Raw genomic sequence first — 22,433 nt, forward strand, 5'->3', positions numbered from 1 at the left:
CCCCTCACCCCGTGCGGAACCCGCCGTCCGCGCCATCGGACCTCATGCCCGCGCCCCGGCGCCCCCTCTCCGCAACCCCCTCCTCGCCCCCCTCCTCACCCCCTTCGGTGCTCTCTCCGCGACCGTCTCCGCGCCCCGCGCGCGGCCGCGACCGGCGTGCGACCCTGCGCCGCGTCCGCGCCCCTCGGACCGCCTCGTAGAATCGGGGCCACCATGGCTTACCTCGACCACGCCGCGACGACTCCGATGCTTCCGGAGGCGATCGAGGCGATGACCGCCCACCTCGCCGTCACCGGCAACGCGTCCGCACTGCACGCCGCCGGGCGCCGGGCCCGCCGTACCGTCGAGGAGTCCCGCGAAGCCCTCGCCGAAGCCCTCGGCGCCCGCCCCAGCGAAGTCGTCTTCACCTCGGGCGGCACCGAGGCCGACAACCTCGCCGTGAAGGGCCTCTACTGGGCCCGCCGCGACGCCGATCCGGCCCGCACCCGCGTTCTCGCCAGCCCCGTCGAGCACCACGCCGTCCTCGACGCCGTGGACTGGCTCGCCGAGCACGAGGGCGCGACGGTGGAGTACCTGCCGGTCGACGCGCACGGGCGGGTCCACCCCGACGCCCTGCGCGAGGCGATCGCCAGGAACCCGGACGACGTCGCCATGGCCACCGTGATGTGGGCCAACAACGAGATCGGCACCGTCTTCCCCGTTGCCGAACTTGCCTCCGTTGCGCGGGAGTTCGGCGTTCCCCTGCACGCCGACGCCGTGCAGGCGTTCGGTCAGCTGGACGTCGGTTTCGCTGCCTCCGGGCTCGCCGCGATGACCGTCTCCGGGCACAAGATCGGCGGCCCGTACGGCATCGGCGCCCTGCTGCTGGGCCGCGAGTACAGCCCCGTGCCCGTGCTGCACGGCGGCGGCCAGGAGCGCCATGTGCGCTCCGGCACCCTCGACGTCCCCGCCGTCGCCTCCTTCGCGGTCGCGGGCCGGCTCGCCGCCGAACGGCGCGAGGAGTTCGCCCGCGAGGTGGGCGCGCTCCGCGACCGGCTGGTGGACGCCGTCCGCGAGGCCGTCCCGGACGCGATCCTCGGCGGCGACCCCGTCGACCGCCTGCCCGCCAACGCCCACTTCACCTTCCCGGGCTGCGAGGGCGACTCGCTTCTGCTGCTGCTCGACGCCCAGGGCATCGAGTGCTCCACCGGCTCCGCCTGCACCGCGGGCGTCGCCCAGCCCAGCCACGTCCTCCTCGCCACCGGCACCGAACCCCACCTCGCCCGCGGCACCCTCCGCTTCAGCCTCGGCCACACCTCCACCGAGGCGGACGTCGACGCGGTCGCCCGGGCCATCGGCCCGGCGGTGGAGCGGGCGCGGACGGCGGGTCTGACCTGACGGTGCGAGGCGGGCGCGCGGCCGCCCCCGGGGGATCGAGTGCGCGGCCGCCTCCGGCAACGGGCGCGCGGCCGCACCCTCGTCGCGGGGGGCGTGCGCGGGCGCGCACCGGGTCGGGTCTCGGCCGCCTTCCGCCTGCTTCTCGGACAGCTATCCGGAATGCTCCTCCGGATCGGTGCGCCGTCCCGCAGGATGCGCATCAGGAAGGCCGCGACGCAGTTGCGTGCGCGAGGGGGAGAGCCGGGGGGCAGTACGCGATGCGATATGACATGTGCATGACTCCCGACCGTCCGGCCCCCGCCCGCCGCGGCGTCCGGGCCTTGGACACCCAACCCGACCGGGAGTATCCGAGATGACACCGCGCAAGCGCCCCTACCTGCTCAGAACGCTCACCGCGTTCGCCGCCGCGTTCGCCGCGGCCCTTCTCCCCGCCGCTCCCACGGCGGCCGCGGAGGCGGACGGCGCCGGCACGGCCGTGACCGCGCTGAGCGGACTGACGCTCACCACGGTCAACGGCGGCCGGAACCTCGACGTACAGAACGGGAACACCGGGGAAGGCGTCTTCCTCGTCACCAACTCGGCGCCCGGCTACCACCAGCAGTGGACCGCCGACCTCCAGGCCAACGGCTCGTTCACCCTCGTCAACGACACGACCGGCAAGTGCGCGGCGGTCGGTGTCCCGCTCCGCCAGCAGAACTGCTCGGGGGTCTCCGCCCAGCGCTGGTACTTCCAGCCGGTGACCGGCGCCGCGAACACCTTCATGATCCGCAACGCCGGCACCCACAAGTGCCTCGACATCGTGCTCGGCGCCCAGTACGACGACGCCTGGACCCAGACCTACACCTGCAACGGAAGCGCCGCCCAGAAGTGGCGCCTGCCCGCGTCGGCGTCCCCCGCGGCCTTCGAGGCGGCCGTGGACTTCGCCTCGGTCCGCTGCCAGCAGGACGCGTCGACCTGCACCTGGCGCAAGGGCGTCCAGGCCCCCGCGGAGCCGCTGCCGAGGCAGTGCGTCTCCCCGGTCTGGTACAACGGCACCCCCGAGCCGGTGCAGTGGACCTTCACGCTCTCCACCAGCAGCGGCTGGACGAGCACGCTCGGCATCCAGTTCACCACCGGCGTGAGCGGCGGCACACCGGGCGCCCTCCAGGCCACCGTCAGCCAGACCATCACCGGCAGCGTCTCCTACGACCTCAGGGAGACCCTGGGCAACAGCCTGACCGTCTCGGTGCCGCCCGCCCACTACGGCTGGGTGGCCCTCGCGGCGCTCGCCACCGAGGTCACCGGTGAGTGGACCTTCGACGCGGGCGGCTACCCCTGGAAGACCCAGGACACCGTCACCGTCCCGCTCACCAGCGACACCCAGGGCGGCGCGAGCGTCTACCTCGCCCGCACCGGCGCCGAGTTCACCGGCTGCGCGGCCTGACACCCACCGCGGCACGCGGGGCGCGCCCGTCCGCGGGGCGGGCGCGCCCTGCTGCGGGACGAGCGTCAGATGTAGTCGTCGTACGACGTCTGGTCGCCGCCGACGCCGAGCGACGGCTCCCGTCCGGCGAAGGGCGCGGACGCCTTGCCGGTCCCCTCGTACCAGTACATGTGACCGGACGGGGTGGTGGCGTACAGGTCGGGGCGGCCGTCGAGGTTGCTGTCCCCCGCGCCGACCAGGTGCGTGTAGCCCTGCCAGCCGCCGCCGATCTTCACGCGGGTGGTGAACGTGCCGTCGCCGCGGCCCTGGTAGAGCCAGAGGGCTCCCGCCTTGTCGCGGGCGACGAGGTCGCCGGCGGCGCCTCCCGCGATGTTGCCGGTGGCCTCGATGCTGTTGAACTGCTGCCAGCCGGAGAGGCCGGCCTTCGTCCGGGCCGCGAAGGGCGCGCCCGCGTTGCCGGTGCCCCGGTGGAGCCAGAGGGCCCCTGAGCTGTCCGTGGCGACGAGATCGGCCCGTCCGTCACCGGTGAGGTCACTGCCGGCCGCGATGCGGGTGTAGCCCTGCCAGCCGCCGCCGATCTTCACGCGGGTGGTGAACGTGCCGTCGCCGCGGCCCTGGTAGAGCCAGAGGACTCCCGCCTTGTCGCGGGCGACGAGGTCGCCGGCCGCGCCTCCCGCGATGTTGCCGGTGGCCTCGACGCTGTTGTAGATCTGCCAGCCGCCGCCGACGAGCCGCTCCGGCGGGTGATTGTGCCCTCCCTCGGCGGCATCGAAGGTGGTGTCCTGCAGCCACAGCCTGCCCGAGGTGTCACGGGCGAGGAGGTCGGGGCTCGTGTTGTCGGTGTAGTCGTGCGGTCCCGGAGTCCGCTTCACCGTGAACGTCCCGCCGACCGTGACGGGCGCGCCGATACCGCTCAGCGCCGTGGCCGTCAGCTCCCAGGAGTACTCCCCGTTCGGAGCGGCGACCGTCCGCCCGTTGTCGCGCAGCTGCCCGCTCCAGCTGAACACCAGCTCCTGCGCCCTCGGTTTGAGAGGGTCGAACGGATCCCCGCCCAACTGCAGGGTCCGGCCGGTGGCGAGGTGGCGGATGCGGTAGGTCAGCTCCACGCTGAGGTGCGACAGGCGCCAGGTCATCGGGAGCCGGCCCTGGTTCTCGTCGAGGTCGGCCACCCGGGGTATGTCGTGGCCGAGGAGGGTCAGCTGGGTCGGCTCCCCCGTGGACCCCACCGGGGCGGCGGACGGCGGGGCGCTCGTGCCGCCGGTGATGCGGTAGACGCCCTCTCCGGTCGCGAGGCTGCCGCCCATGGCCAGCAGGCTTCCGCCCGGCCCGGGAACGAGTGTCGTGACGTGGTCCAGCAGTCGCACACCGGTCCCCCCGGCGAGGGGCACGGCCGTCAACGGTGCACCGGTGCGGGGAGCGTTGGCGAGCAGGGGGGTGCTCTGGGCGTACGTGACCCAGGAACCGGCGACGCCGACGACCGGGCTGTACATCCCGGGCACGTTCACGCGCCGGACCTGACCGCTGCCGCGCTCCACGGTGTTGAGCACCGATCCGTCGAAGGACGGGTCGGGCCGGTCGAACCAGACGAGGTGGGTCGGCGACAGCGCCGCGGCGATCTTGCCGCCCGTGTGGGAGACCGCGTGGCTCTCGGTGACCTCCGCGGTCGCCGTGTCCACCACCGCCACATGCCAGGCGCTCGCGCCGAGACGGTAGAGCAGCAGCAGCGCCCCGTCCGTCGACGCCGCCACGGACACCGAAGCCGCCTCGGGCGGCAGGCCGTTCACCATCCGGAAGGACGCGCTCGTCCTGACCAGATACACCTGGTCCATGCCGGGTGCCGTCTCCGACGAGGCTACGACGACCGACCCCGCGGTACCGAGGTACTCCGCGCTGCCGGGTATGTAGCCCAGATCCACATGGACCGGTGCCGCGCCGGTCGCCATGTTGTGGAGGTCCACGGCCGCCCGGCCCTGGCGGACCGCGACGATGTCCGAAGCCGCACCGTGCACGAGAGGGTCAGCTGCGACGGGGCTCTTGCCCAGGACCGTGCTCGTGCCGTCGGCGTACCGGGTCCAGCGCACCTCCGTGTCGGGATCCCGGGTCAGAAACCCCGTGGCTCCGGCCGAGACGACCTCGGAACCGGGCTCGACCGGCGCGACGTCTGATTCGGCTGCGTCCGTCGAGAGCACGTCCGGCACCTCGGCCACCGGCGCCGCCACGGCCCCGGCCGTGGAGGTGATCGAACCGACTGCCAGCGTCAGCACCACAGCGCCTGTCAGACGATGGCGGGCGGCGCGCGGCCGGGCATGCTTCATGGAACCCTCCCCTGGAAGGCCACCGCCTGCGGGACGCGGCGCTGGCGCAGGCGAACGGTGCCGGGGCTCCCCAGACCCGGCACCGCCGCGATGATCAGCGGATGCTACCAACGCCCGGGGGGCGTGCCTGTTCCGGTTCCCGATCGTGAGACCGGTGCGCGGGACGTCTGGCGTCGTCGCCGCCCCCGAGGGGCGGGGGACAGACGGCCGGCCGCGTCCGTCCGGCGCCCGCAGACCGGCACCCGCACCCGACGGCCCCGCCCCGGCCCGTGGTTCGGCTTCCCGGTCTCCCCGGCCCGTGCTCAGTCCTCCAGACGCACTGGCATCAACAGTGAGTACGTGCCCGCGTCGTCCGGCCGCCGGATCACCACGGGGGCCGTGGGCGCGCCGAGTTCCAGGACCAGACGGTCCCGGTCGCCCGCCGCCAGCGCGTCCAGGAGGTAGTCCCGGTTGACGCCGACGCGGTGCTCGTCGCCACCGCCGCCTTCACCTTCGCCGAGGACCGTGACGACTCCGTCCTCGTCGGCCACCCTCACCACGCTCACCTCGTACGTCACACCGGGCCGTTCCGCGTCCTCATGGACGCGCACCGGGCCGGACCGCAGGGCCTCCCCGAAGTCGGCCGCGTCCACGGTCGCCCGGCGGCCGGCCGGGAGCTGGACGAGGCGGCGGTAGTCGGGGAACGCGTGGTCGAGGCAGGTGCCGCCCGCCTGGCCGCCGTCGGTCTCCAGCGTCACCCGGCCTCCGTCCACGGTGAGCCGTGCGGAGCCCTCGCCGCCGAGCAGCGCGCGCATCGCGTCGGCGAGCGGTGCGTCGACGAGGGCCGTCGTCCTCGCCCGGGCGTGGCTCTCGGTGCGGGCCTCGCCGACCGCCAGGCGGTAGCGGTCGGTCGCCACGACACGCACCGCGTCGCCCTCTACGTCGAACAGCACCCCGCCGAGCACGGGCAGGGCCGGATCGGTGCCCACCGCGAAGCGGACCGCGTCCAGGGCGTCGGCGAGCCCGGCCGCGGGGACGGTGACGTGTGCTGCGGTGGGCGTGCCGGATGAGGTCATGGGTGTCTCCCTGTCGTCGAGTAGTGCACGGATCGCGGAGAACTCGGCACGCGCGTCGGCCAGGCCCTGTTCGAGGCGGCGCAGGTGCGCGTCGAGCAGGGCCCGGACGAGCTCCGTGTCCGCGCCGGACCAGGCGGCCAGCAGCAGCCGGACGTCCGCGAGCGGGAGGCCCGCCCGGCGCACGCGGGCCAGCACCCGGGCCTCCTCCAGCTGCCCGGGCCCGTACCAGCGGTACCCGCTCAGCGGATCCACCCAGGCGGGCACGAGAACCCCGGACCGGTCGTAGAACCGCAGCGCGCTCGCGCTCAGTCCGCTGTCCCGCGCCATGTCGCCGATACTGCGCATCTCGCTCTCCACACCCATGACCCTGAGCCTTTCACCAGGTCGAGGGTCAACCACGCCCCCGGAAGGCGAACAGGCGGGCCGAGGAGCACGTGGTCCACCCTCGGCTCACCTGTCACAGGAAACCGGCACAATACGCGGTGTGAACGGACCTGAAGCAGACCTGGCGGACATCCTCGGCACGCGCGAGTCCCCGACCCTGGAGTTCAAGCGGACGGCCAAGCGGGACGGCAAGCGCGGAGACGCCATCGGCAACGCCGTCTGCGCCATGGCCAACGACCTCGCCGGCAGCGGCGGCGGTGACATCCTCGTCGGAGTCGCGGACGACGGCACACCGGTCGACGGCGTGGACGTCAGCGACCGCGCGCTGCTCGCCCTCACCGACCTCCGGGACGACGGACGGATCCTGGACCGGCCCTCCTTCACCGTGCGGGCGGCCGTGTACCGGGGGAAGCCCGTGGTCCACATCCATGTGGAGGCCTCCGCCGCGCTGCACGTGCGCTTCGAGGGCGTGGTCTGGGTGCGGCCGGGCCCGACGACCCGCAAGGCGACCCGTGAGGACGAACGCGTCCTCACGGAACGCCGCAGAGCCGCTGACGGCCCGTACGACTCGCGTCCCGTGCCCCGGGCGACGCTCGACGACCTGGACCTGGACCTGTTCCGGCAGGCCTATCTGCCGTCCATGGTCGGCCCGGAGGTCATCGAGGAGAACGGGCGCCCGGTGGAGGTCCAACTCTCCTCGCTCCACCTCGCCACCCCTGACGGCGTGCCGACTGCCGTGGGCCTGGTCACCGTCGGACTGGACCCGAGCAGTCGCATCCCCGGAGCGTACGTGCAGTTCGTCCGCTACCAGGGCACGGACCTCGACGCGCCGGTTGCCGACGACCAGGAGCTGCGCGAGAACCTGGTGGGGGTCGCGGCCCGCCTCGAACCGCTGCTGCGCAGCAACCTGCGGACCCGCCTCGTCGAGGAGGGGTTCCGGGAGACGCCGCACCCGGACTACCCGCTGGAGGCCCTGCGGGAGGTCACCATGAACGCGCTGATGCACCGCAACTACGAGACGTCCTACGCGCCGGTGCGCATCGTGTGGTTCGACGACCGGATCGAGGTCACCAACCCCGGTGGCCCGTACGGACAGGTCAACGACGGGAACTTCGACCGTGTGAACGACTACCGCAACCCGTCGCTCGCGGCGGCGATGAAGGGGCTCGGCTACGTGAACAGGTTCGGACGCGGTATCGGCAGGGTGCAGGCGACACTCGCCAGGAACGGCAACCCGCCCGCCGAATTCCAGGTCGACGACTCGTCGTGGGCGGTCACCCTCCGGAGGGCATCGTGACGTCCATCGCGCTTTTCAACAACAAGGGCGGGGTCGGGAAGACGACGCTGACGTACCACCTGGCGCACATGTTCCACAGGCTCGGCCTCACCGTACTGGCCGTGGACCTCGACCCCCAGGCGAATCTGACGTCCATGTGCCTCGACGAGACGGAGATCGAAGAGCTCTGGGAGAACACCGCCGATCCCGTTGCCGACGACTCCTCCCGCCCGGCCTCGCCCGGCACCGGCCGGGTGCGCAGTGGGCAGACCATCGCCGACGCGGTGCGACCGATCCTGGAAGGAACGGGTGACGTCGCGCATGTCGAGCCCGCCCGGCTGCAGGACGGGCTGTGGCTGCTGGCCGGCAGCCTCGACCTGAGTCGCTTCGAGGACAAGCTGTCCAATGAGTGGTTCAAGACGTTCGCCGGCGATATCGCGGCTATCCGCACCACGACCGCGTTCCACCGGGTGATGGAACAAGCCGCGGAGGCCGTCCAGGCCGACATCGTGCTCATCGACGTTGGTCCAAACCTCGGTGCGATCAATCGGTCTGCGCTGATCGCGGCGGACACCGTGCTCATGCCGCTGGCCGCCGACCTCTTCTCCCTCAAGGGCCTCAGCAACCTCGGTCCCACACTGCGGAGCTGGCGGGCGGACTGGCAGAAACTGGTTCTTCCGCGCGTGCCCGCCGGCTTCTCCGCTCCGGCTGCCGGTATGCGCCCACTGGGTTACGTGATCATGCAGCCGGAGATGCGGCTCGACCGGCCGGTGAAGGCGTACGAACGCTGGTTGCAGCGCATTCCCCGGGTCTACGCGACGGCTGTACTCGACGACAAGGGCCATGCACCGAGCGACGAGCGCCACCGCATCGCAACCCTCCGCAACTACCGGAGTCTCATGCCCCTCGCGCACGACGCCCGCAAGCCGATGTTCGACCTGAAGGCTGCCGACGGCGCGCTCGGCAGCACGCAGAAGTATGTGCAGACCTGTTTCCGGGAGTTCCGCAGCCTCGCCGAGGGTGTCCTCGCCCGAACCGTGGCCGTCGGCGACGAACCGTAGGAGGCGCTCACCTCGAGTGCCCCGGGAGCCGGTCACAGACAAGCGAGCCCGTCTCTCTCGCCGCGCCACGACCGGGAGTATGAAGAAGCCGCCGAGTGCGGGGAGGACGACCAGCACCGCCGCGCAACCCGCCGTGGCGAGCGTGCGTCCCGCGGTACCCGCCCTGCGGTCCGTATCTGCCGGTCAGTCACCGAGAGCGCGGCGGAGATGTATCGCCGGCGATCGCCCTTGCTGCCACACCGCGCGGTTCGGTCGTCGCGGTTGTGGTCATCTTCCTTACCGTGCGGGAACTTTGGCCGGAACACCGCGGTCGTCCGCTACGAGGCCATAACGTCGTCCGCACGTGCCGGGGCGGACGAGACGACGGGGAGCCGGATCCACCATGCAGGCCAAAGAGACGTTGTTGGCGGACCTCGTCCAGGGCAAGAAGCAGCAGTTTCAAGTGCCGCTCTACCAGCGGACGTACTCCTGGACGGAGAGGCAACTGGCCCAGCTGTGGCGCGACATCCTCGAACAGGTCGGTCTGCTGGGGAACGAGGACGGCGCGAGCACCCACTTCCTCGGCTCGGTGGTCCTCGCGCCGTCCCCGCAGAACGCGCCGACGTTCAACCGCTGGCTCGTCGTCGACGGCCAGCAGCGGCTCACCACGTTGTCCCTGGCGCTGGCCGCGATCCGCGACCACATCGCCGGGGACCGGGGCGACGAGGCGGAGCGGATCGAGGAGGACTACCTCGTCAACAAGCGCATGCACGGCACCGACCGCTTCCGTCTGCTGCCGACGCAGGCCGACCGCGCGCAGTACGCGGCACAGGTGAACGGCACCACCGCCGAGCACGGTGCGGGTGACCGCGTCGCCGCCGCCTACCAGTTCTTCCGCACCAAGCTCGTCCAGGCCGAGGACCCGGCGGAGCCCGTGGACCCTCTGCGGATCGAGGAGGCGATCACCACACGGCTCACCTTCGTCGCCGTGACGGCCGAGCGCGGCGACAACGTCCACCGCATCTTCGAGTCGCTGAACAACACCGGTCTCAAACTCAGCCAGGCCGACCTGCTGCGCAACTACCTCTTCATGAAGCTGCGGACGCGAGGCGAGCACGTCTACGAGACGTACTGGCTGCCGTTGCAGGAAAGCCTCAGCAACGAGGAGCTCGAACAGCTCATGTGGCTGAACCTGGTGCTCGACGGCGACGACCGCGTCCGGCGCCAGGACCTCTACACCGCGCAGCAGCAGCGCTTCGAGAAGCGGGCGGCCGACGAGCCCGAGATCGAGGAGTACATCAAGCAACTCCACCGGCGCAGCGCCCACTTCCGCAAGCTGATCCACCCGCGGGAGGAGCCGTCGCCGGCCGTGCGGTCCTGCCTGGAACGGCTGCACGACTGGCAGGCGGTGGTGACGCATCCGGCGCTGATGCTCGTGCTCGACCGGCGGGCCCGGGGGGAGCTCGACGACACGGACGCCGCCCGCGCCCTCTCCTATGTGGAGAGCTTCCTCGTGCGCCGCACGATCTGCCGGATCCCGACGAACAACCTGAACCGGATCTTCCAGTCGGTGCCCGCCCAACTGCCCCGCGACGTCCCCGTCGCCGACGGCCTGCACCGCCTGCTGTCGTCCGACAACCGCTTCTGGCCCGACGACGCCGAGCTGCGGGACAAGATCCGCACCGCGCCCTTCTACCGGTACGGGCGCCCGCACCAGCGCAGGATCGTGCTGCAGCGGCTGGAGGAAAGCCACGGCCACCCGGAACCGGTCGACTTCGCCACCGCCCATCTGACCATCGAGCACGTGATGCCCCAGGCGCCCGGTGACGCGTGGATGCGGATGCTCGACGAGGACACGATGCTGGGTGAGAGCGCGGAGGACCTGCACGCCCGGCTCCAGCACACGCTGGGAAACCTGACGCTCACGGCGGTCAACGCAGAGCTGTCGAATCATCCCTTCGAGCGGAAACAGGACCTGCTGAAGGCCAGCCATCTGGAGATGAACCGGCGGATCGCGGCAGCCGAACGGTGGGGAGCCGTCGAGATCCTGGCCCGCGCCGACGACCTCGCCGAGCGCGCCGCCGTGCTGTGGCCCGCCCCGCTGCGGGACGTCCGCCGCGCGGAGCGCTCCCGTGACTGGCACCTGGCCCACCAGGTCCTCGCCGCGCTGCCGCCCGGCACCTGGACCTCGTACGGCGATCTCGCCGCGTTCCTCGGTTCCGGCGCGCAGGCCGTGGGCAACCACCTGGCGAACACCCCCGGAGTGATCAACGCGTACCGGGTGCTCAACAGCGAGGGGCGGGTGTCCGACGGCTTCCGCTGGGCGACGCCCCGTGACGAGGGCGACGACGTCCGGGCGCGCCTCGCCGCCGACGGGATCGCCTTCACCGCCGCCGGGGCCGCCGATCCCGCGCAGCGGCTGTCGGCCGACGACCTCGCCCGGCTGCTCGCCGATCCGGACGAGGAAGGCGACGAGGACGCGTCCGCCGCCGGGACGGGAGACGGTGAGGAGACGCGCGCCGCACGGTTCCGGCGCCAGCTCGCGGCCGACGACAGCCCGGCCACCGTGGCGGCCGTGGAGGAACTGCTCGCGTCCTGGGAGGCGCTGGGCGGCTGGATCGGGCACGGTGCCGGGCAGACCACCACCAGTGCGTATCTGATGCTCGGTGCGGCAGGCCTCCCCGGCAAGGGCATCTGGCCGCTGACGCTCTACCCGGGCAGCGGGCGCGGCGGCACGGCCGAAGTGGTGTTCCAGTACCTCGCCTCCCGTCGGCCGTTCACCGACCGCGCGCTGCGGGCCGAACTCCTCGCACGGCTCAACACAATGGACGGCGTCGACATCCCCGAGGGAAAGCTCGACCTGCGGCCCGCCTTCCGGCTGGAGATCCTGGACGACCCGCGCAACCGCGCACTCCTGACGGAGACACTGGCCTGGTTCCGGGACCGCTGGGAGACCAGGGAAGCGGACTGACCGGGGCCGGTACTCGGGTGCGCCCGTCCCTGTACGCGGGGGCCGCGAACCCGCGCCGTCGACTTACCTGCGAGGGGTCAAGGCAGGGGAGCGCGAGCCGCCCGCAGCCCCTGCGGCTACCTAACCCCCCCGCCCCGCCGTCACCGCACGCGGGTGCCCCGCAGCCCCACCCGGACCCGGCGCGGGTGTGTGAGCGCCGCGCGGATGATGCGGTCGAGCATGCCGGCGTCCACGTCGACCGTCAGCAGCGCCCGGTGGCGGGCGCCCTCCGTGGAGGTGCGCAGGTGGGCGAGGACCAGGCGGCCGCCGCGGGCGGCGGCCGCGAGGCCGTCCGCGTACCGGACCGGGTCGACGGCCACGCGCAGGGCGCGCGGTCCGGGACCGGAGGACGCGGACGGTGTGGTGTGCTCCGCGACCGTGATGCCGACGTAGCCGTTGCCGGAGCTGTGCACGAACAGCGTCAGCGCCTTCTCCAGGGACGTTCCCGGCAGGCGGTCCCCCCGGAGGATCGCCGCCGCCCCCGGCAGGCCGTCCAGCCCGAGGTACAGGAACGGCAGGGGCGGCTGGGCGCGGTCCCCGTCCGGCAGGGTCTCCAGGGTCACGGCGACCAGCGGTGCGGCGTCGTGGAACGGAGGATCGGGTACCGGGGCGCGGGGACCGTCCGCCGCGGTGACCGTCACCTCGAAGGGGTCGCGGGGCGGGCCGCCCCTGCCGTCGTCCACCGGCTGTCAGGCGACGGGGTCGACTGCGGGCGCCGGCGCCGCCCTGATCCGCCCGTCGGGGTCGACGACGTCGCTGCTCCGCAGCCGGAGCTCGATGTGCTCCAGCACGGCGCGCTCGACGTCGCAGACGGCGATGCCGTCGACGACCGTGTGCACGTTGTCGCGGTTGCTCGCGATGGGCGCTCCGGAACACGCCCCGAAGTACTTGCAGTTCAGGCAGTTGGCGGCCATGCGGGTCTCCGCGGCGACGGCCGACGCCTCGAACCGGGTCCCCGAGAGCAGTTCCCCGAGCGGCGTGGTGAAGATGTTGCCCAGCGACGCCTCGGGGTCCTCGTAGGGGTCTCCGTAGGCGTAGACGTCCCCGGGCGTGTTGACGACCATCACCGACATCCACTCGCGCTGGTTGAAGTAGACGCGCGGCGCGTCGGGGTTGAGATGGCGCAGCACGATCTGGAAGTGGCTGTCCAGCGGGGAGACCTGCACCGGGGTGTCGCTCTCCAGCCAGAGGTCGGTCATCTCGCTGAGCGCGGAGACGATCTCCGGGACGGTGATGTCGTACGCCAGGTGCTGGTCGTCGTAGGCGCCGTCGAAGAGGGGGAGCACCCGGAAGCCGATGCCCGCCTTCTCGTAGAAGGCGAAGGTGTCCTTCACCCGGCCCAGGTTCCTCCTGGTGAGCACGGTGATGCAGCCGAACGGCACGCCCTCGGAGCGCAGCCGCTCCATGTTGGCGACGACCCTGCTCTGCTGGTCCCGGCCGGCGATGTTGACGCGGAGTCCGCTGAAGAGGTCGACGGAGACGCCGACGTGGTCGAACCCGTCCCTCAGGAGCCTGATCCGCTCGTCGTCGAGGACCGTCAGGTTCGTCTGGACGAAATTGCTCACCGTCAGGGCGTCGCCGAAGATTTCACGCTGGTCTTCCAGGCTCTGCCAATAGTATTCCGGTTCGATCATGAGCGGTTCGCCGCCGTGCCAGACGATGTGGACGTGCGTGCGTGCCGCGTCCTCGCGATCCCTTTTCACGTAGTAGTCGCGCATGTGCTCGTACATGGCGCGCAGTTGTTCCCGGCTCATCCGTTCGCGCTGTCCGAGCTCTTCGAACTCGTAGCAGTAGGAGCACCGGAGATTGCAGAACTTCGATATCTTGATGACGAATTGGACCTGTCTCTTCGTTTCCCTCGCCACTCGCCGGTCTCCTCGTGCGTCGGAATGTCGGGACTGCGGATCACCGGATGCGGCCGGCGGACGCGGTCCGCACCCGGTTCGGAGCCTTGAGGAACACCGCCGGTGCGGGCACCGGCGGGTGTGTCAGGACAGGTCGCCGAGGATCCGGCTCAGCGGTGCGTCCGCGGCCGTCCGCTCGGACGCGCCGGGGGTGAAGCCCTGGAGGTACGGCTGGACCCGCTGCACGTAGGGGTTGATGACCTCGTTGTAGACCCTGTTGTAGATCTCGTTGAACTGCGTGTACAGACCGTCTGCGGAGAACGCCTCCTGGTCCGCCTCCGCCGACTGCGCGGCGAGCGTCGCCCGTGCCGACTCGGAGACGGCGACCGTCTGTGCGGGCTGCGCGGGCGCGGCCGCGGCCTGGGCGACACCGGCCGCCAGGGCCGGTGTCGCCACTCCGGCGGCGAGGGTCGCCAGATAGGCGAGATAGCGCTGGGGATCGACGGGTCTCATTCTTCCTCCATTTCCGGGAACGCGACCTCCGGGCATGGGGAATCGGTCCGGCGCACGCGTCACGAGGACCGGGTGCGAGCACGACTCCTTATCGCGGCGGTGCACGTACCTCATGAGCGGACAACCGAAGCGCGGGCGCCGGTGAAAGGGCCTCCCCGGGGGAAATTTCCGAGGTGATATCCGACCGGCTCCGGCGCCTGGCGCTGCCGGATATTGAAAGCGTCACGGCCCCGGCCGGTCAACAGGGCGATTCCCCTGTCGTTCCGGGGTGCGCGCGTTGGCTTGATGAATGCGCGGAGTCCGGGTCGGGGAATCGGCCGCCCGGTACGGGACGGTCCCGTAACGGGGCGGCGGGGGGAAAGCCCAGTTGGCGGCGGTCCTCCGGGGGAAGGGGCGGTCGTCGTGCGTACGCCGCCGCGGCGGCAGGACGTCGTTGTGGCGCAGTCACACGAACCTCGTGTGTCCCGCGGACACCGGGCGGGCGATCCTCCGGGCGGTCAATTTGGCGAGAAAGACGTCCCGGGTCCGGTGCCGTGTCCGAGCCGGCGCGGACACGGCACGGGGGAGGGGCGCGGGGGTGGGGGTGGTCGCGGGGCGGGGTGCGGTGCGCGCGGGTGGGGGTGGTCGCGGGGCGCGAGGCGCCGGGCCGGCCCGTTCGGGCGGGCGCCCGGCCCGCCAAGTGCCCGCCCCTTGGTCTAGACCTTGTGCGCCGCCGGTGCCCGGCGCTACGTTGACCCCGGCTGCGCAGCCGTACGGAATGCCTCGTATCTTCCGCTCTCCCGCCGGGACGCCCCGGCACGACCAGGAGGAAAGACGCGTGTACCGTCGCATCGCCGGAGCCGTCGTCGCGGCCGCCGCCAGTCTGCTCGTCCTCGGCGCGACCGCCGCACCGGCCGCCGCCGCTCCCCCCGGCACCTACGCACGCAGCCACCACGCCTCGTACGCGGAATGCGACGCGGCCGGCAAGGCAGGGCGCCACCTCTGGGGCGTCATCTACTTCTGCGAGCAGTTCCCCACGAGACCGGACGTCTACGTGCTGTGGGTGCGGTACTGACCGTCCGCCCCTTCGGCCCGCCGCGGGCCGGGCCGACGGCCCGGCCCGCGTGCGTCCGGCCGGAACCGGTCAGGCCGCGGGCACCCGCGACCCCGGCGTGCCCGTCTCTCCCGCCGTCCGGGTCCGCTTGCTGTCCTCCGCCGCCCGCTTCGCCTCCGGCATCGCGGCGCGCACCAGCTTCATGTACCGGTCCCAGTCCCAGTGCGGTCCGGGGTCCGTGTGGTCGGTGCCCGGGATCTCCACGTGGCCCACGATGTGCTCGCGGTCCACGGGTATGTCGTGACGTGCGCAGATGTCCGCCGTCAGCCGCGCCGACCCCGCGTACATCGCGTCCGTGAAGTCCTGGGGCCGGTCGACGAACCCCTCGTGCTCGATGCCGATGCTGCGCTCGTTGTAGGAGCGGTTCCCGCAGTGGTAGGCGACGTCGTACTCGCGGATCATCTGCGCGACGTGACCGTCCTTGCGCACGACGTAGTGGGTCGCCGCCTTGTGCAGCGGGTCGCGGAACACCTTCAGCGCCGTCGCGTAGCTGCCCTGGACGACGTGGATCACCACCCGGTCGATCTCGTAGTCGTCCGGCCGCCAGGCCAGCCGCCAGTTCGCCGCGTTCGCCGAGACCCACTGGGCCCCAGCGAAGTCCAGCTCGCCCTCCTTGCGCGGCGGGCGCACCCAGGGCATGCCGCGCCACAGGCGCTCGATCTCCTCCTGCGCCCACAGCCCGCCGCCGACCAGCGCGGCGCCGCCGCCGATCAGCACGGCCCGCCTGGTCGTACCCGGCTTCTTCGCGGGCTTCTTCCGGCTGCCGCGACCGCTCTCGCTCCCCATGCCGACCACAACGCATACTCACGAGCTTTCGGTTCCCCGGGCCCCGTACCCTGGTAGCGCTATGACTGAGACCTCCCAGCGCCCCCTCCGCGTCCTCGCCGCCATGTCGGGCGGTGTCGACTCCGCCGTCGCCGCCGCCCGCGCCGCCGAGGCGGGGCACGACGTCACCGGCGTGCACCTGGCGCTCTCCGCCAATCCGCAGTCCTTCCGCACGGGCGCCCGCGGCTGCTGCACCATCGAGGACTCCCGGGACGCGCGCCGCGCCGCCGACGTGATCGGCATCCCGTTCTACGTCTGGGACCTCGCCGAGCGCTTCCGTGAGGACGTCGTCGAGGACTTCGTCGCCGAGTACGAGGCCGGCCGCACCCCCAACCCCTGCCTGCGCTGCAACGAGAAGATCAAGTTCGCAGCCCTCCTCGACAAGGCGCTCGCGCTCGGCTTCGACGCCGTGTGCACGGGCCACTACGCGACCGTGGTCCTGAACGACGACGGCACCCGCGAGCTGCACCGGGCCAGCGACATGGCCAAGGACCAGTCGTACGTGCTGGGCGTGCTCGACGAGAAGCAGCTCGCGCACGCCATGTTCCCGCTGGGGGACACCCTCACCACCAAGGACGAGATCCGGGCCGAGGCCGAGCGCCGGGGCCTCGCCGTCGCGAAGAAGCCCGACAGCCACGACATCTGCTTCATCGCCGACGGCGACACCCAGGGCTTCCTCGCGAACCGTCTCGGCCGCGCCGAGGGCGACATCGTCGACGAGTCGGGGGCGAAGCTCGGCACCCACGAGGGCGCGTACGGCTTCACCATCGGCCAGCGCAAGGGCCTGCGCATCGGCCACCCGGCGCCCGACGGCAAGCCGCGCTACGTCCTCGACATCTCGCCGGTGAACAACACCGTCACCGTCGGCCCCGCCGAGGCGCTGGACGTCGACGCCCTCACGGCGATCAAGCCCCGCTGGTGCGGCACCGCTCCCGAGGGCCCCGGCACGTACACCGCCCAGCTCCGCGCCCACGGCGGCGAGACCGAGGTCACGGCGGAGCTGCTGGACGGCCCGGAGCTCCGGGTCTCCTTCGCCGAGCCGGTCCGCGGGGTCGCCCCCGGCCAGGCGATCGTCCTCTACGACGGCAGCCGCGTCGTCGGCTCGGCGACGATCGCGACGACGGCCCGCCGCGCGACGGCGACCGCCTGACGACCCCGGCGCCGGGGCTCTGCGCACGCCCGGCGCACCGGGGCTTCGCGCCTCCCGGCACGGGTCCGCCGCCCGCCCGGGGCCTCCCTGCGCCCCGGTACGGGGGCCTTCCGCCCCCGTGCGCACCCGGCACGCCGTGCCGCCCCTGTTCGGGTGCCCCGGCGCAGCAGCGCACCTCCAGGACCTTCGCGCTCCCGTGCGAGGCCGTCTCCCCGTCGCGCACCCACCCGCCCGGCGTCCCCCGGCCCGGACGGGTCTCAGGGACCGGACAGGGCGTTGCGGAGCCGCCCTTGACGTGGTGTCATCTGCGGCATGAGGCGTGCCCACACAGGTCACACGGTGCCGCTGGACCCCTTCTGGCCCAGCCGTCGCTCCGACCACTTCGACGAGATCTGTCGCTGAGCACCTCGTTCGACACGGCGTCCCGCGTACCGCGCACCGTTCGCGGGTTCCGCACGCCGCCTTCCCTGACGCGACCGACAGCCCCTCGGGGTTCCCCGTCGTCGCCGTGACGCGCCCGACGGCCACCCCGGTGTCCTCGCCGCCTTGACGCGCCCGCCGCGGGCGGACCGTCCCGCGCCCCTGCCCACCCGGTGATCCGGACCCCTCCGCCCCGCCCCGCGCGCCGCCTCGGCGCCCAGGGCCGGAGCGAGGCTCCGCCGTGTCCGGGCGCACCTGCGCCCCCAGCCCCCTGGAGCCCCGTCATGCCCTGCTGCGCCCCGTCCGCCGACGGCCGGCACGGCCGCTGCCACGCGCCCGCCGCGGGCGGCGGCGTGCTGATCGGACCGATCGGCGCCGCCCCGCCCGGCCCGTTCCGTCCGGCCGCGGACAGCCGCGTCACCCGCGGCCAAGTGCCCGTCCCCGCAGGCACGTTCGCCATGGGCGACGGCTTCGGGGAGGGGTACGCCGCGGACGGGGAAGGGCCGGTGCACCGGGTCCGGCTGGACTCGTTCCTGATGGACGCCACCACCGTCACCAACGCCGCGTTCGCCGCGTTCGTGAAGGACACCGGCCACGTCACCGACGCCGAACGCCTCGGCATGTCCGCGGTGTTCCACCTCGCGGTGCGCGCCGACCCGGCCGACGTGCTCGGCCGGGTGCCGGGCACGCCGTGGTGGCTCGTGGTGCGGGGCGCCTCGTGGCGGCGCCCGGCCGGGCCGCTCTCCTCGTCCGGCGCGCTCCAGAACCACCCGGTGGTGCAGGTGAGCTGGAACGACGCCCAGGCGTACTGCGCCTGGGCGGGCAAACGCCTGCCGACCGAGGCCGAGTGGGAGTACGCGGCGCGGGGCGGGCTGGAGGGCCGGCGCTTCCCGTGGGGCGACGAACTCACGCCCCGGGGACGGTGGGCGTGCAACATCTGGCAGGGCACCTTCCCCACCGTCAACACGGCCGAGGACGGACACGAGACCACCGCGCCGGTCACCGCGTACCGCCCCAACGGCTACGGCCTGTGGAACACCGTCGGCAACGTGTGGGAGTGGTGCGCCGACACCTTCGCGGCCGACGCCTACGCCTCCCGCGCGGCCGACGCCCCCGTGCACGACCCGCGCGGGCCCCTGCACGACCCGGGCCCCGCCGCGGCGCGCGTGATGCGCGGCGGCTCGTACCTCTGCCACGACTCCTACTGCCACCGCTACCGGGTGGCCGCGCGGTCCGGCAACACCGCCGAATCGGCGGCGGCGAACATCGGCTTCCGCTGCGCCAACGACGCCGGGTGACCCGCGCCGCCGCCCCGTCCGTCCGTTCCGCCTCGTCCCGCCCGTCCGTCCCGCACCCCCCTTCAGAAGGAGACCCGTCCCATGCGCGCTCGACGATCACGGCCGTACGGCCTGCTCGCCCTCCCCGCGATCCTCACCCTCACCACGCTCAGCGCCCCCGCGGCCGCCACCCCGGGGACGGACCGGCCCGCCGCGCCCCGTGCGCAGCAGCCGAACATCGTCTACGTCCTCGCCGACGACTTCGGCTGGACCAGCCTGAGCAGTCCGCGCACCAACCAGGGCAACCCCAGCGACTTCTACGAGACCCCGGCCCTGGAGCGCATCGCGCAGGAGGGGGTCTCGTTCGACAACGCCTACACCTCGGTGAACTGCACCCCGACGCGCGCCGCCCTGCTCACCGGCCTCTACGCGCCGCGGCCCGAGAACAACATCTACCTCGTCGGCGACCTCGACCGCGGCGGCGACGGCACGCTCCTCAAGGGCCCCGCGCAGGGCCGCGCCGACGGGGCCACCGTGCTGCCGCCCGAGGCCGTCACGGTCGGCGAACGGCTCCAGGGCGCCGGCTACACCACCGGGTACCTGGGCAAGTTCCATGTGACGCGGACGCCTGAGGCGATCACCGAGCAGCACGGCTTCGACGAGAACATCGGCGGTCAGGGAAGCGGCGACCCGGGGGCGTACCACGCGAAGGACGGGCAGTTCGGGCCGAAGATCGGCCCGGCGCTCGACGCCTTCGCCGGCGACTACACCCGGGCCTACGTCGACGAGAACATCCGCCCGTACAGCAAGGGCGTCGACCCGGCGGCCCTGGACGCCCTGGTGGGCACGGACAAGCACGTCACCGACGCGCTGGCCGACGCCACGATCGACTTCGTCGAACGGAACAAGCAGGACCGCTTCTTCGCGTTCCTGAGCCCCTACGCCGTCCACACCCCGGTCGGCGACGCACAGGGACGCGCGGACCTGCTCGCCAAGTACAAGGCCAAGACGCCCGGCAGGAGCACGTCCAACCCGGCGTACGGGGCGCTCGTCGAGGGCCTGGACCAGAGCGTCGCCCGCCTGGTGCGGCACCTGAGGACCACTCCGGACCCCCGCAACCCCGGCCATCCGCTCGCCGACAACACCGTGGTCGTCTTCACCGCCGACAACGGCGGCGTGGAGACCTTCACCGACAACGGTCCGCTGCGCGGGCAGAAGGGCGAACTGCGCGAGGGCGGCATCCGCGTCCCGCTGATCGCGTGGAGCGCCAACCCGTCCCTGGTCGACGGCGGCCGGATCGACCACACCCCGGTCTACGCCGCCGACCACCACGCCACCGTCGCCGCCCTGGCGGGAGCGGCGCCGGCCGCCCGGCCCGTGGACGGGGTGTCCCTGGAGCGGCTGTTCGCCGACGGCCGGGCCCGGCTCGACCGGCAGTCCCTCTACTGGCACCTGCCCGGATACCTCATCGCGGGCGGGCGCGACCAGCGCCCCCAGTCGGTGGTCCGCTCCGGGCGCTGGAAGCTCGTCCACAACTACGAGGACCGCTCCTGGGAGCTGTACGACCTGGCCACCGACATCGGCGAGGCGCGCGACCTGGCAGGCGAGCGGCCGGACCAGGTGCGGCGGCTCGGAGCCGACCTGGTCCGCTGGCTGGACGCCGTCGACGCCCCGCTGGCCACGCTGCGCGAGGGCAGGGAGCCGCTCCGCCTCACCGTCACCGGCACCACGTACGCCGACGGTCACGCGACCGTGCGCACCGGCGAGACCGTCGTCGTCCGGCCGGGCGACGAGGTGCCCCTGGTGCTCCCGGCGGCCACCCGCCGCTGACGGCCGGACATCGCACGCGCGACGTCGCTCAACAGCAGCGCCGTACACGCTGGTTGCCGCCCCCGGGCCCGGAGTCGCGCCCGGGGGCGGCTCGCGCGTTCGATCCCGCCGCCGTGGGCGGGCACCGGGGAGCCCTGGCGGACCCGACGGCCCGGAGCGCCCCGCTCACCCCGCGAAGAACGCCGCCAGGACCGGTGCCAGCACGTGCGGGGCCACCTCGTGGGTCTGGCCGGTGAGGGTGCGGTGACGGCCGCGGGGGAGGGCGGTGGCCACCGCGCGGGCGGCCTCGCGCATCGGGGACGGGCTCGCGCCGCCGTCCACGACGAGGACGCGGCCGGTCACGGTCGCCAGCAGCTCCGTGGGCACCGTGCCGTCGCCCAGGACCTCGTGGTCGTAGGCGAGGGTGTGGGCCAGCCGCTCCATGTCCGCCCAGACGGGGAGCCGGCGCAGACCGTACAGCGCCTCCGCCGGCATGCCGGCCGCGCGCAGGAACTCGGCGAGGACGTCGCCCCGCCGGTCCTCGGCGAGTAAGGAGGCCATCCGGTGCACCCGGGCACGCCGGTCCGCCCGTGCCCGCGCCCCGGTCTCGTACGGCGGCTCGTAGACGGACAGCCCGCGGACGGGCACGCCGGCCGCCGCCGCCCGCAGGGCCAGCGCCGCGCCGGACGACATGCCGTGCACCATCACCTCCCCGCCGGCCAGCGCGACGACCGCCGCCAGGTCCTCGATCTCGCGCTCGACCGCGTACGGGGCCCGGTCGCCGCTGCCGCCGCGGCCCCGGCGGTCGTAGGTGAACACGGTGAAGTCCGCCGCCAGCAGCTCCGCCAGCGGGGCGTCCGACGCCGAGGTGCACAGGGCGCCGCCCACCAGCACCACCGCCGGTCCCGTGCCGCGCTGTTCGCAGGCGATGGCGGTGCCGTCGGTCGACATGGTCAGGCTCGCGGTGCTGCTCAGGTTGTCCATGGGAGTCCTGACCGGCGTACGCGGCGGAACTCATCGGCGCCGCCGGGACGAATTCCCGCCCGCCGCGCGGTCCGCGGCGCCCCGTACGGTGGCCTCATGAACATCTGCGTCTTCCTCTCCGCCGCCGACCTCGACGAGCGCTACACCCGACCCGCCCGCGAGTTCGCGGAACTGATCGGCAAGGGCGGCCACACGCTGGTCTGGGGCGGCTCCGACGTCGGTCTGATGAAGGTCGTCGCGGACGGGGTCGCCGAGGCGGGCGGACGGCTGGTCGGGGTCTCGGTGGAGTTCCTCCGCTCCAGCGCCCGCGCCGTCGCCGACGAGATGGTGATCACCGCGGACCTCGCCGAGCGCAAGGCGGAGCTGCTCGCCAGGTCGGACGCGATCGTGATCATGGTCGGGGGGACCGGGACCCTCGACGAGGCCACCGAGATCCTGGAGTTCAAGAAGCACGGGCACCACACCAAGCCCGTGGTGCTGCTCAACACGGCGGGCTTCTACGACGGGCTGGAGCAGCAGTTCCGCAGGATGGACGAGGAGGGCTTCCTGCCGCTGCCCCTCACCGAGCTGGTGTTCTTCGCCGAGGACGGCGCGAGCGCCCTCGCCCACCTGGAGGAGACCGCGGGCGTGCGGTGATG

Annotated in this window: 17 protein-coding genes; 10 read left to right on the forward strand and 7 right to left on the reverse strand. The window is 72.9% G+C overall.

The genetic code is table 11. The features are described 5' to 3' along the window. Positions 1 to 213: 213 nt before the first annotated feature. The gene (locus IAG43_RS22545; RefSeq protein WP_187742512.1) at positions 214 to 1,377 is read left to right on the forward strand and encodes a cysteine desulfurase family protein; all 1,164 of its coding nucleotides are present in this window, start codon (positions 214 to 216) and stop codon (positions 1,375 to 1,377) included. Between the two features lie 352 nt (positions 1,378 to 1,729). After that, positions 1,730 to 2,800 carry an RICIN domain-containing protein gene (locus IAG43_RS22550; protein WP_187742513.1) on the forward strand — a complete coding sequence of 357 codons (1,071 nt, stop codon included), beginning with the start codon at positions 1,730 to 1,732 and terminating at the stop codon, positions 2,798 to 2,800. A 65-nt stretch (positions 2,801 to 2,865) separates the two neighbouring features. Here the strand turns inward: IAG43_RS22550 and IAG43_RS22555 are convergent, their stop codons facing one another. Beyond that, positions 2,866 to 5,115, reverse strand: a complete 2,250-nt coding sequence (locus tag IAG43_RS22555) for an FG-GAP-like repeat-containing protein (RefSeq protein WP_187742514.1) — start codon at positions 5,113 to 5,115, stop codon at positions 2,866 to 2,868. Between the two features lie 302 nt (positions 5,116 to 5,417). Further along, the gene (locus IAG43_RS22560; protein ID WP_246574772.1) at positions 5,418 to 6,527 is read right to left on the reverse strand and encodes a DNA polymerase III subunit beta family protein; all 1,110 of its coding nucleotides are present in this window, start codon (positions 6,525 to 6,527) and stop codon (positions 5,418 to 5,420) included. A 127-nt stretch (positions 6,528 to 6,654) separates the two neighbouring features. On the opposite strand from IAG43_RS22560, the gene IAG43_RS22565 reads away from it, so the two are divergent. The 3 genes from IAG43_RS22565 (at position 6,655) to IAG43_RS22575 (ending at position 11,841) form a co-directional block, all read left to right on the forward strand. Further along, positions 6,655 to 7,851, forward strand: coding sequence for an ATP-binding protein (locus tag IAG43_RS22565; protein ID WP_246574508.1), 1,197 nt, complete (start codon positions 6,655 to 6,657; stop codon positions 7,849 to 7,851). Then, on the forward strand, positions 7,848 to 8,891 hold the full coding sequence (locus IAG43_RS22570; protein WP_187742516.1) for a ParA family protein: 1,044 nt from the start codon (positions 7,848 to 7,850) through the stop codon (positions 8,889 to 8,891). Before IAG43_RS22565 ends, IAG43_RS22570 begins: the two co-directional genes overlap by 4 nt. A 382-nt stretch (positions 8,892 to 9,273) precedes the next feature. After that, positions 9,274 to 11,841 carry a GmrSD restriction endonuclease domain-containing protein gene (locus IAG43_RS22575; protein WP_187742517.1) on the forward strand — a complete coding sequence of 856 codons (2,568 nt, stop codon included), beginning with the start codon at positions 9,274 to 9,276 and terminating at the stop codon, positions 11,839 to 11,841. 140 nt (positions 11,842 to 11,981) lie between these two features. Here the strand turns inward: IAG43_RS22575 and IAG43_RS22580 are convergent, their stop codons facing one another. The 3 genes from IAG43_RS22580 to IAG43_RS22590 all read right to left on the reverse strand — a co-directional run bounded on the left by IAG43_RS22580 (position 11,982) and on the right by IAG43_RS22590 (position 14,237). Continuing rightward, complete coding sequence (locus IAG43_RS22580; RefSeq protein WP_187742518.1) at positions 11,982 to 12,563, reverse strand: hypothetical protein; 582 nt, start codon at positions 12,561 to 12,563, stop codon at positions 11,982 to 11,984. Positions 12,564 to 12,569: 6 nt separating this feature from the next. Continuing rightward, positions 12,570 to 13,745, reverse strand: a complete 1,176-nt coding sequence (locus IAG43_RS22585; protein WP_187742519.1) for a radical SAM protein — start codon at positions 13,743 to 13,745, stop codon at positions 12,570 to 12,572. 123 nt (positions 13,746 to 13,868) lie between these two features. Beyond that, the gene (locus IAG43_RS22590; RefSeq protein WP_187742520.1) at positions 13,869 to 14,237 is read right to left on the reverse strand and encodes a hypothetical protein; all 369 of its coding nucleotides are present in this window, start codon (positions 14,235 to 14,237) and stop codon (positions 13,869 to 13,871) included. Positions 14,238 to 15,054: 817 nt separating this feature from the next. Here IAG43_RS22590 and IAG43_RS22595 point away from each other — a divergent pair. Beyond that, the gene (locus IAG43_RS22595; RefSeq protein ID WP_187742521.1) at positions 15,055 to 15,291 is read left to right on the forward strand and encodes a hypothetical protein; all 237 of its coding nucleotides are present in this window, start codon (positions 15,055 to 15,057) and stop codon (positions 15,289 to 15,291) included. Between the two features lie 69 nt (positions 15,292 to 15,360). Here the strand turns inward: IAG43_RS22595 and IAG43_RS22600 are convergent, their stop codons facing one another. Further along, positions 15,361 to 16,116, reverse strand: coding sequence for an N-acetylmuramoyl-L-alanine amidase (locus IAG43_RS22600; RefSeq protein WP_187742522.1), 756 nt, complete (start codon positions 16,114 to 16,116; stop codon positions 15,361 to 15,363). Between the two features lie 61 nt (positions 16,117 to 16,177). On the opposite strand from IAG43_RS22600, the gene mnmA reads away from it, so the two are divergent. The 3 genes from mnmA to IAG43_RS22615 all read left to right on the forward strand — a co-directional run bounded on the left by mnmA (position 16,178) and on the right by IAG43_RS22615 (position 20,832). After that, positions 16,178 to 17,305: a tRNA 2-thiouridine(34) synthase MnmA gene (gene mnmA, locus IAG43_RS22605; RefSeq protein WP_187742523.1), complete on the forward strand. Its 1,128-nt coding sequence runs from the start codon at positions 16,178 to 16,180 to the stop codon at positions 17,303 to 17,305. Positions 17,306 to 18,009: 704 nt separating this feature from the next. Next, positions 18,010 to 19,023 carry a formylglycine-generating enzyme family protein gene (locus IAG43_RS22610; RefSeq protein WP_187742524.1) on the forward strand — a complete coding sequence of 338 codons (1,014 nt, stop codon included), beginning with the start codon at positions 18,010 to 18,012 and terminating at the stop codon, positions 19,021 to 19,023. A gap of 81 nt (positions 19,024 to 19,104) precedes the next feature. Beyond that, positions 19,105 to 20,832, forward strand: coding sequence for a sulfatase (locus tag IAG43_RS22615; protein ID WP_187742525.1), 1,728 nt, complete (start codon positions 19,105 to 19,107; stop codon positions 20,830 to 20,832). 165 nt (positions 20,833 to 20,997) lie between these two features. On the opposite strand, the gene IAG43_RS22620 is transcribed toward IAG43_RS22615, so the two are convergent. Further along, positions 20,998 to 21,795 carry an alpha/beta fold hydrolase gene (locus IAG43_RS22620; protein WP_187742526.1) on the reverse strand — a complete coding sequence of 266 codons (798 nt, stop codon included), beginning with the start codon at positions 21,793 to 21,795 and terminating at the stop codon, positions 20,998 to 21,000. A 96-nt stretch (positions 21,796 to 21,891) separates the two neighbouring features. Here IAG43_RS22620 and IAG43_RS22625 point away from each other — a divergent pair, with 96 nt between their 5' ends. Beyond that, entirely contained in the window at positions 21,892 to 22,431 is a 540-nt protein-coding gene (locus tag IAG43_RS22625; RefSeq protein WP_187742527.1) for an LOG family protein, read from the forward strand. Positions 22,432 to 22,433: the final 2 nt, after the last annotated feature.

It is taken from the genome of Streptomyces genisteinicus, assembly GCF_014489615.1.
Taxonomy (GTDB): Bacteria; Actinomycetota; Actinomycetes; order Streptomycetales; family Streptomycetaceae; genus Streptomyces; species Streptomyces genisteinicus.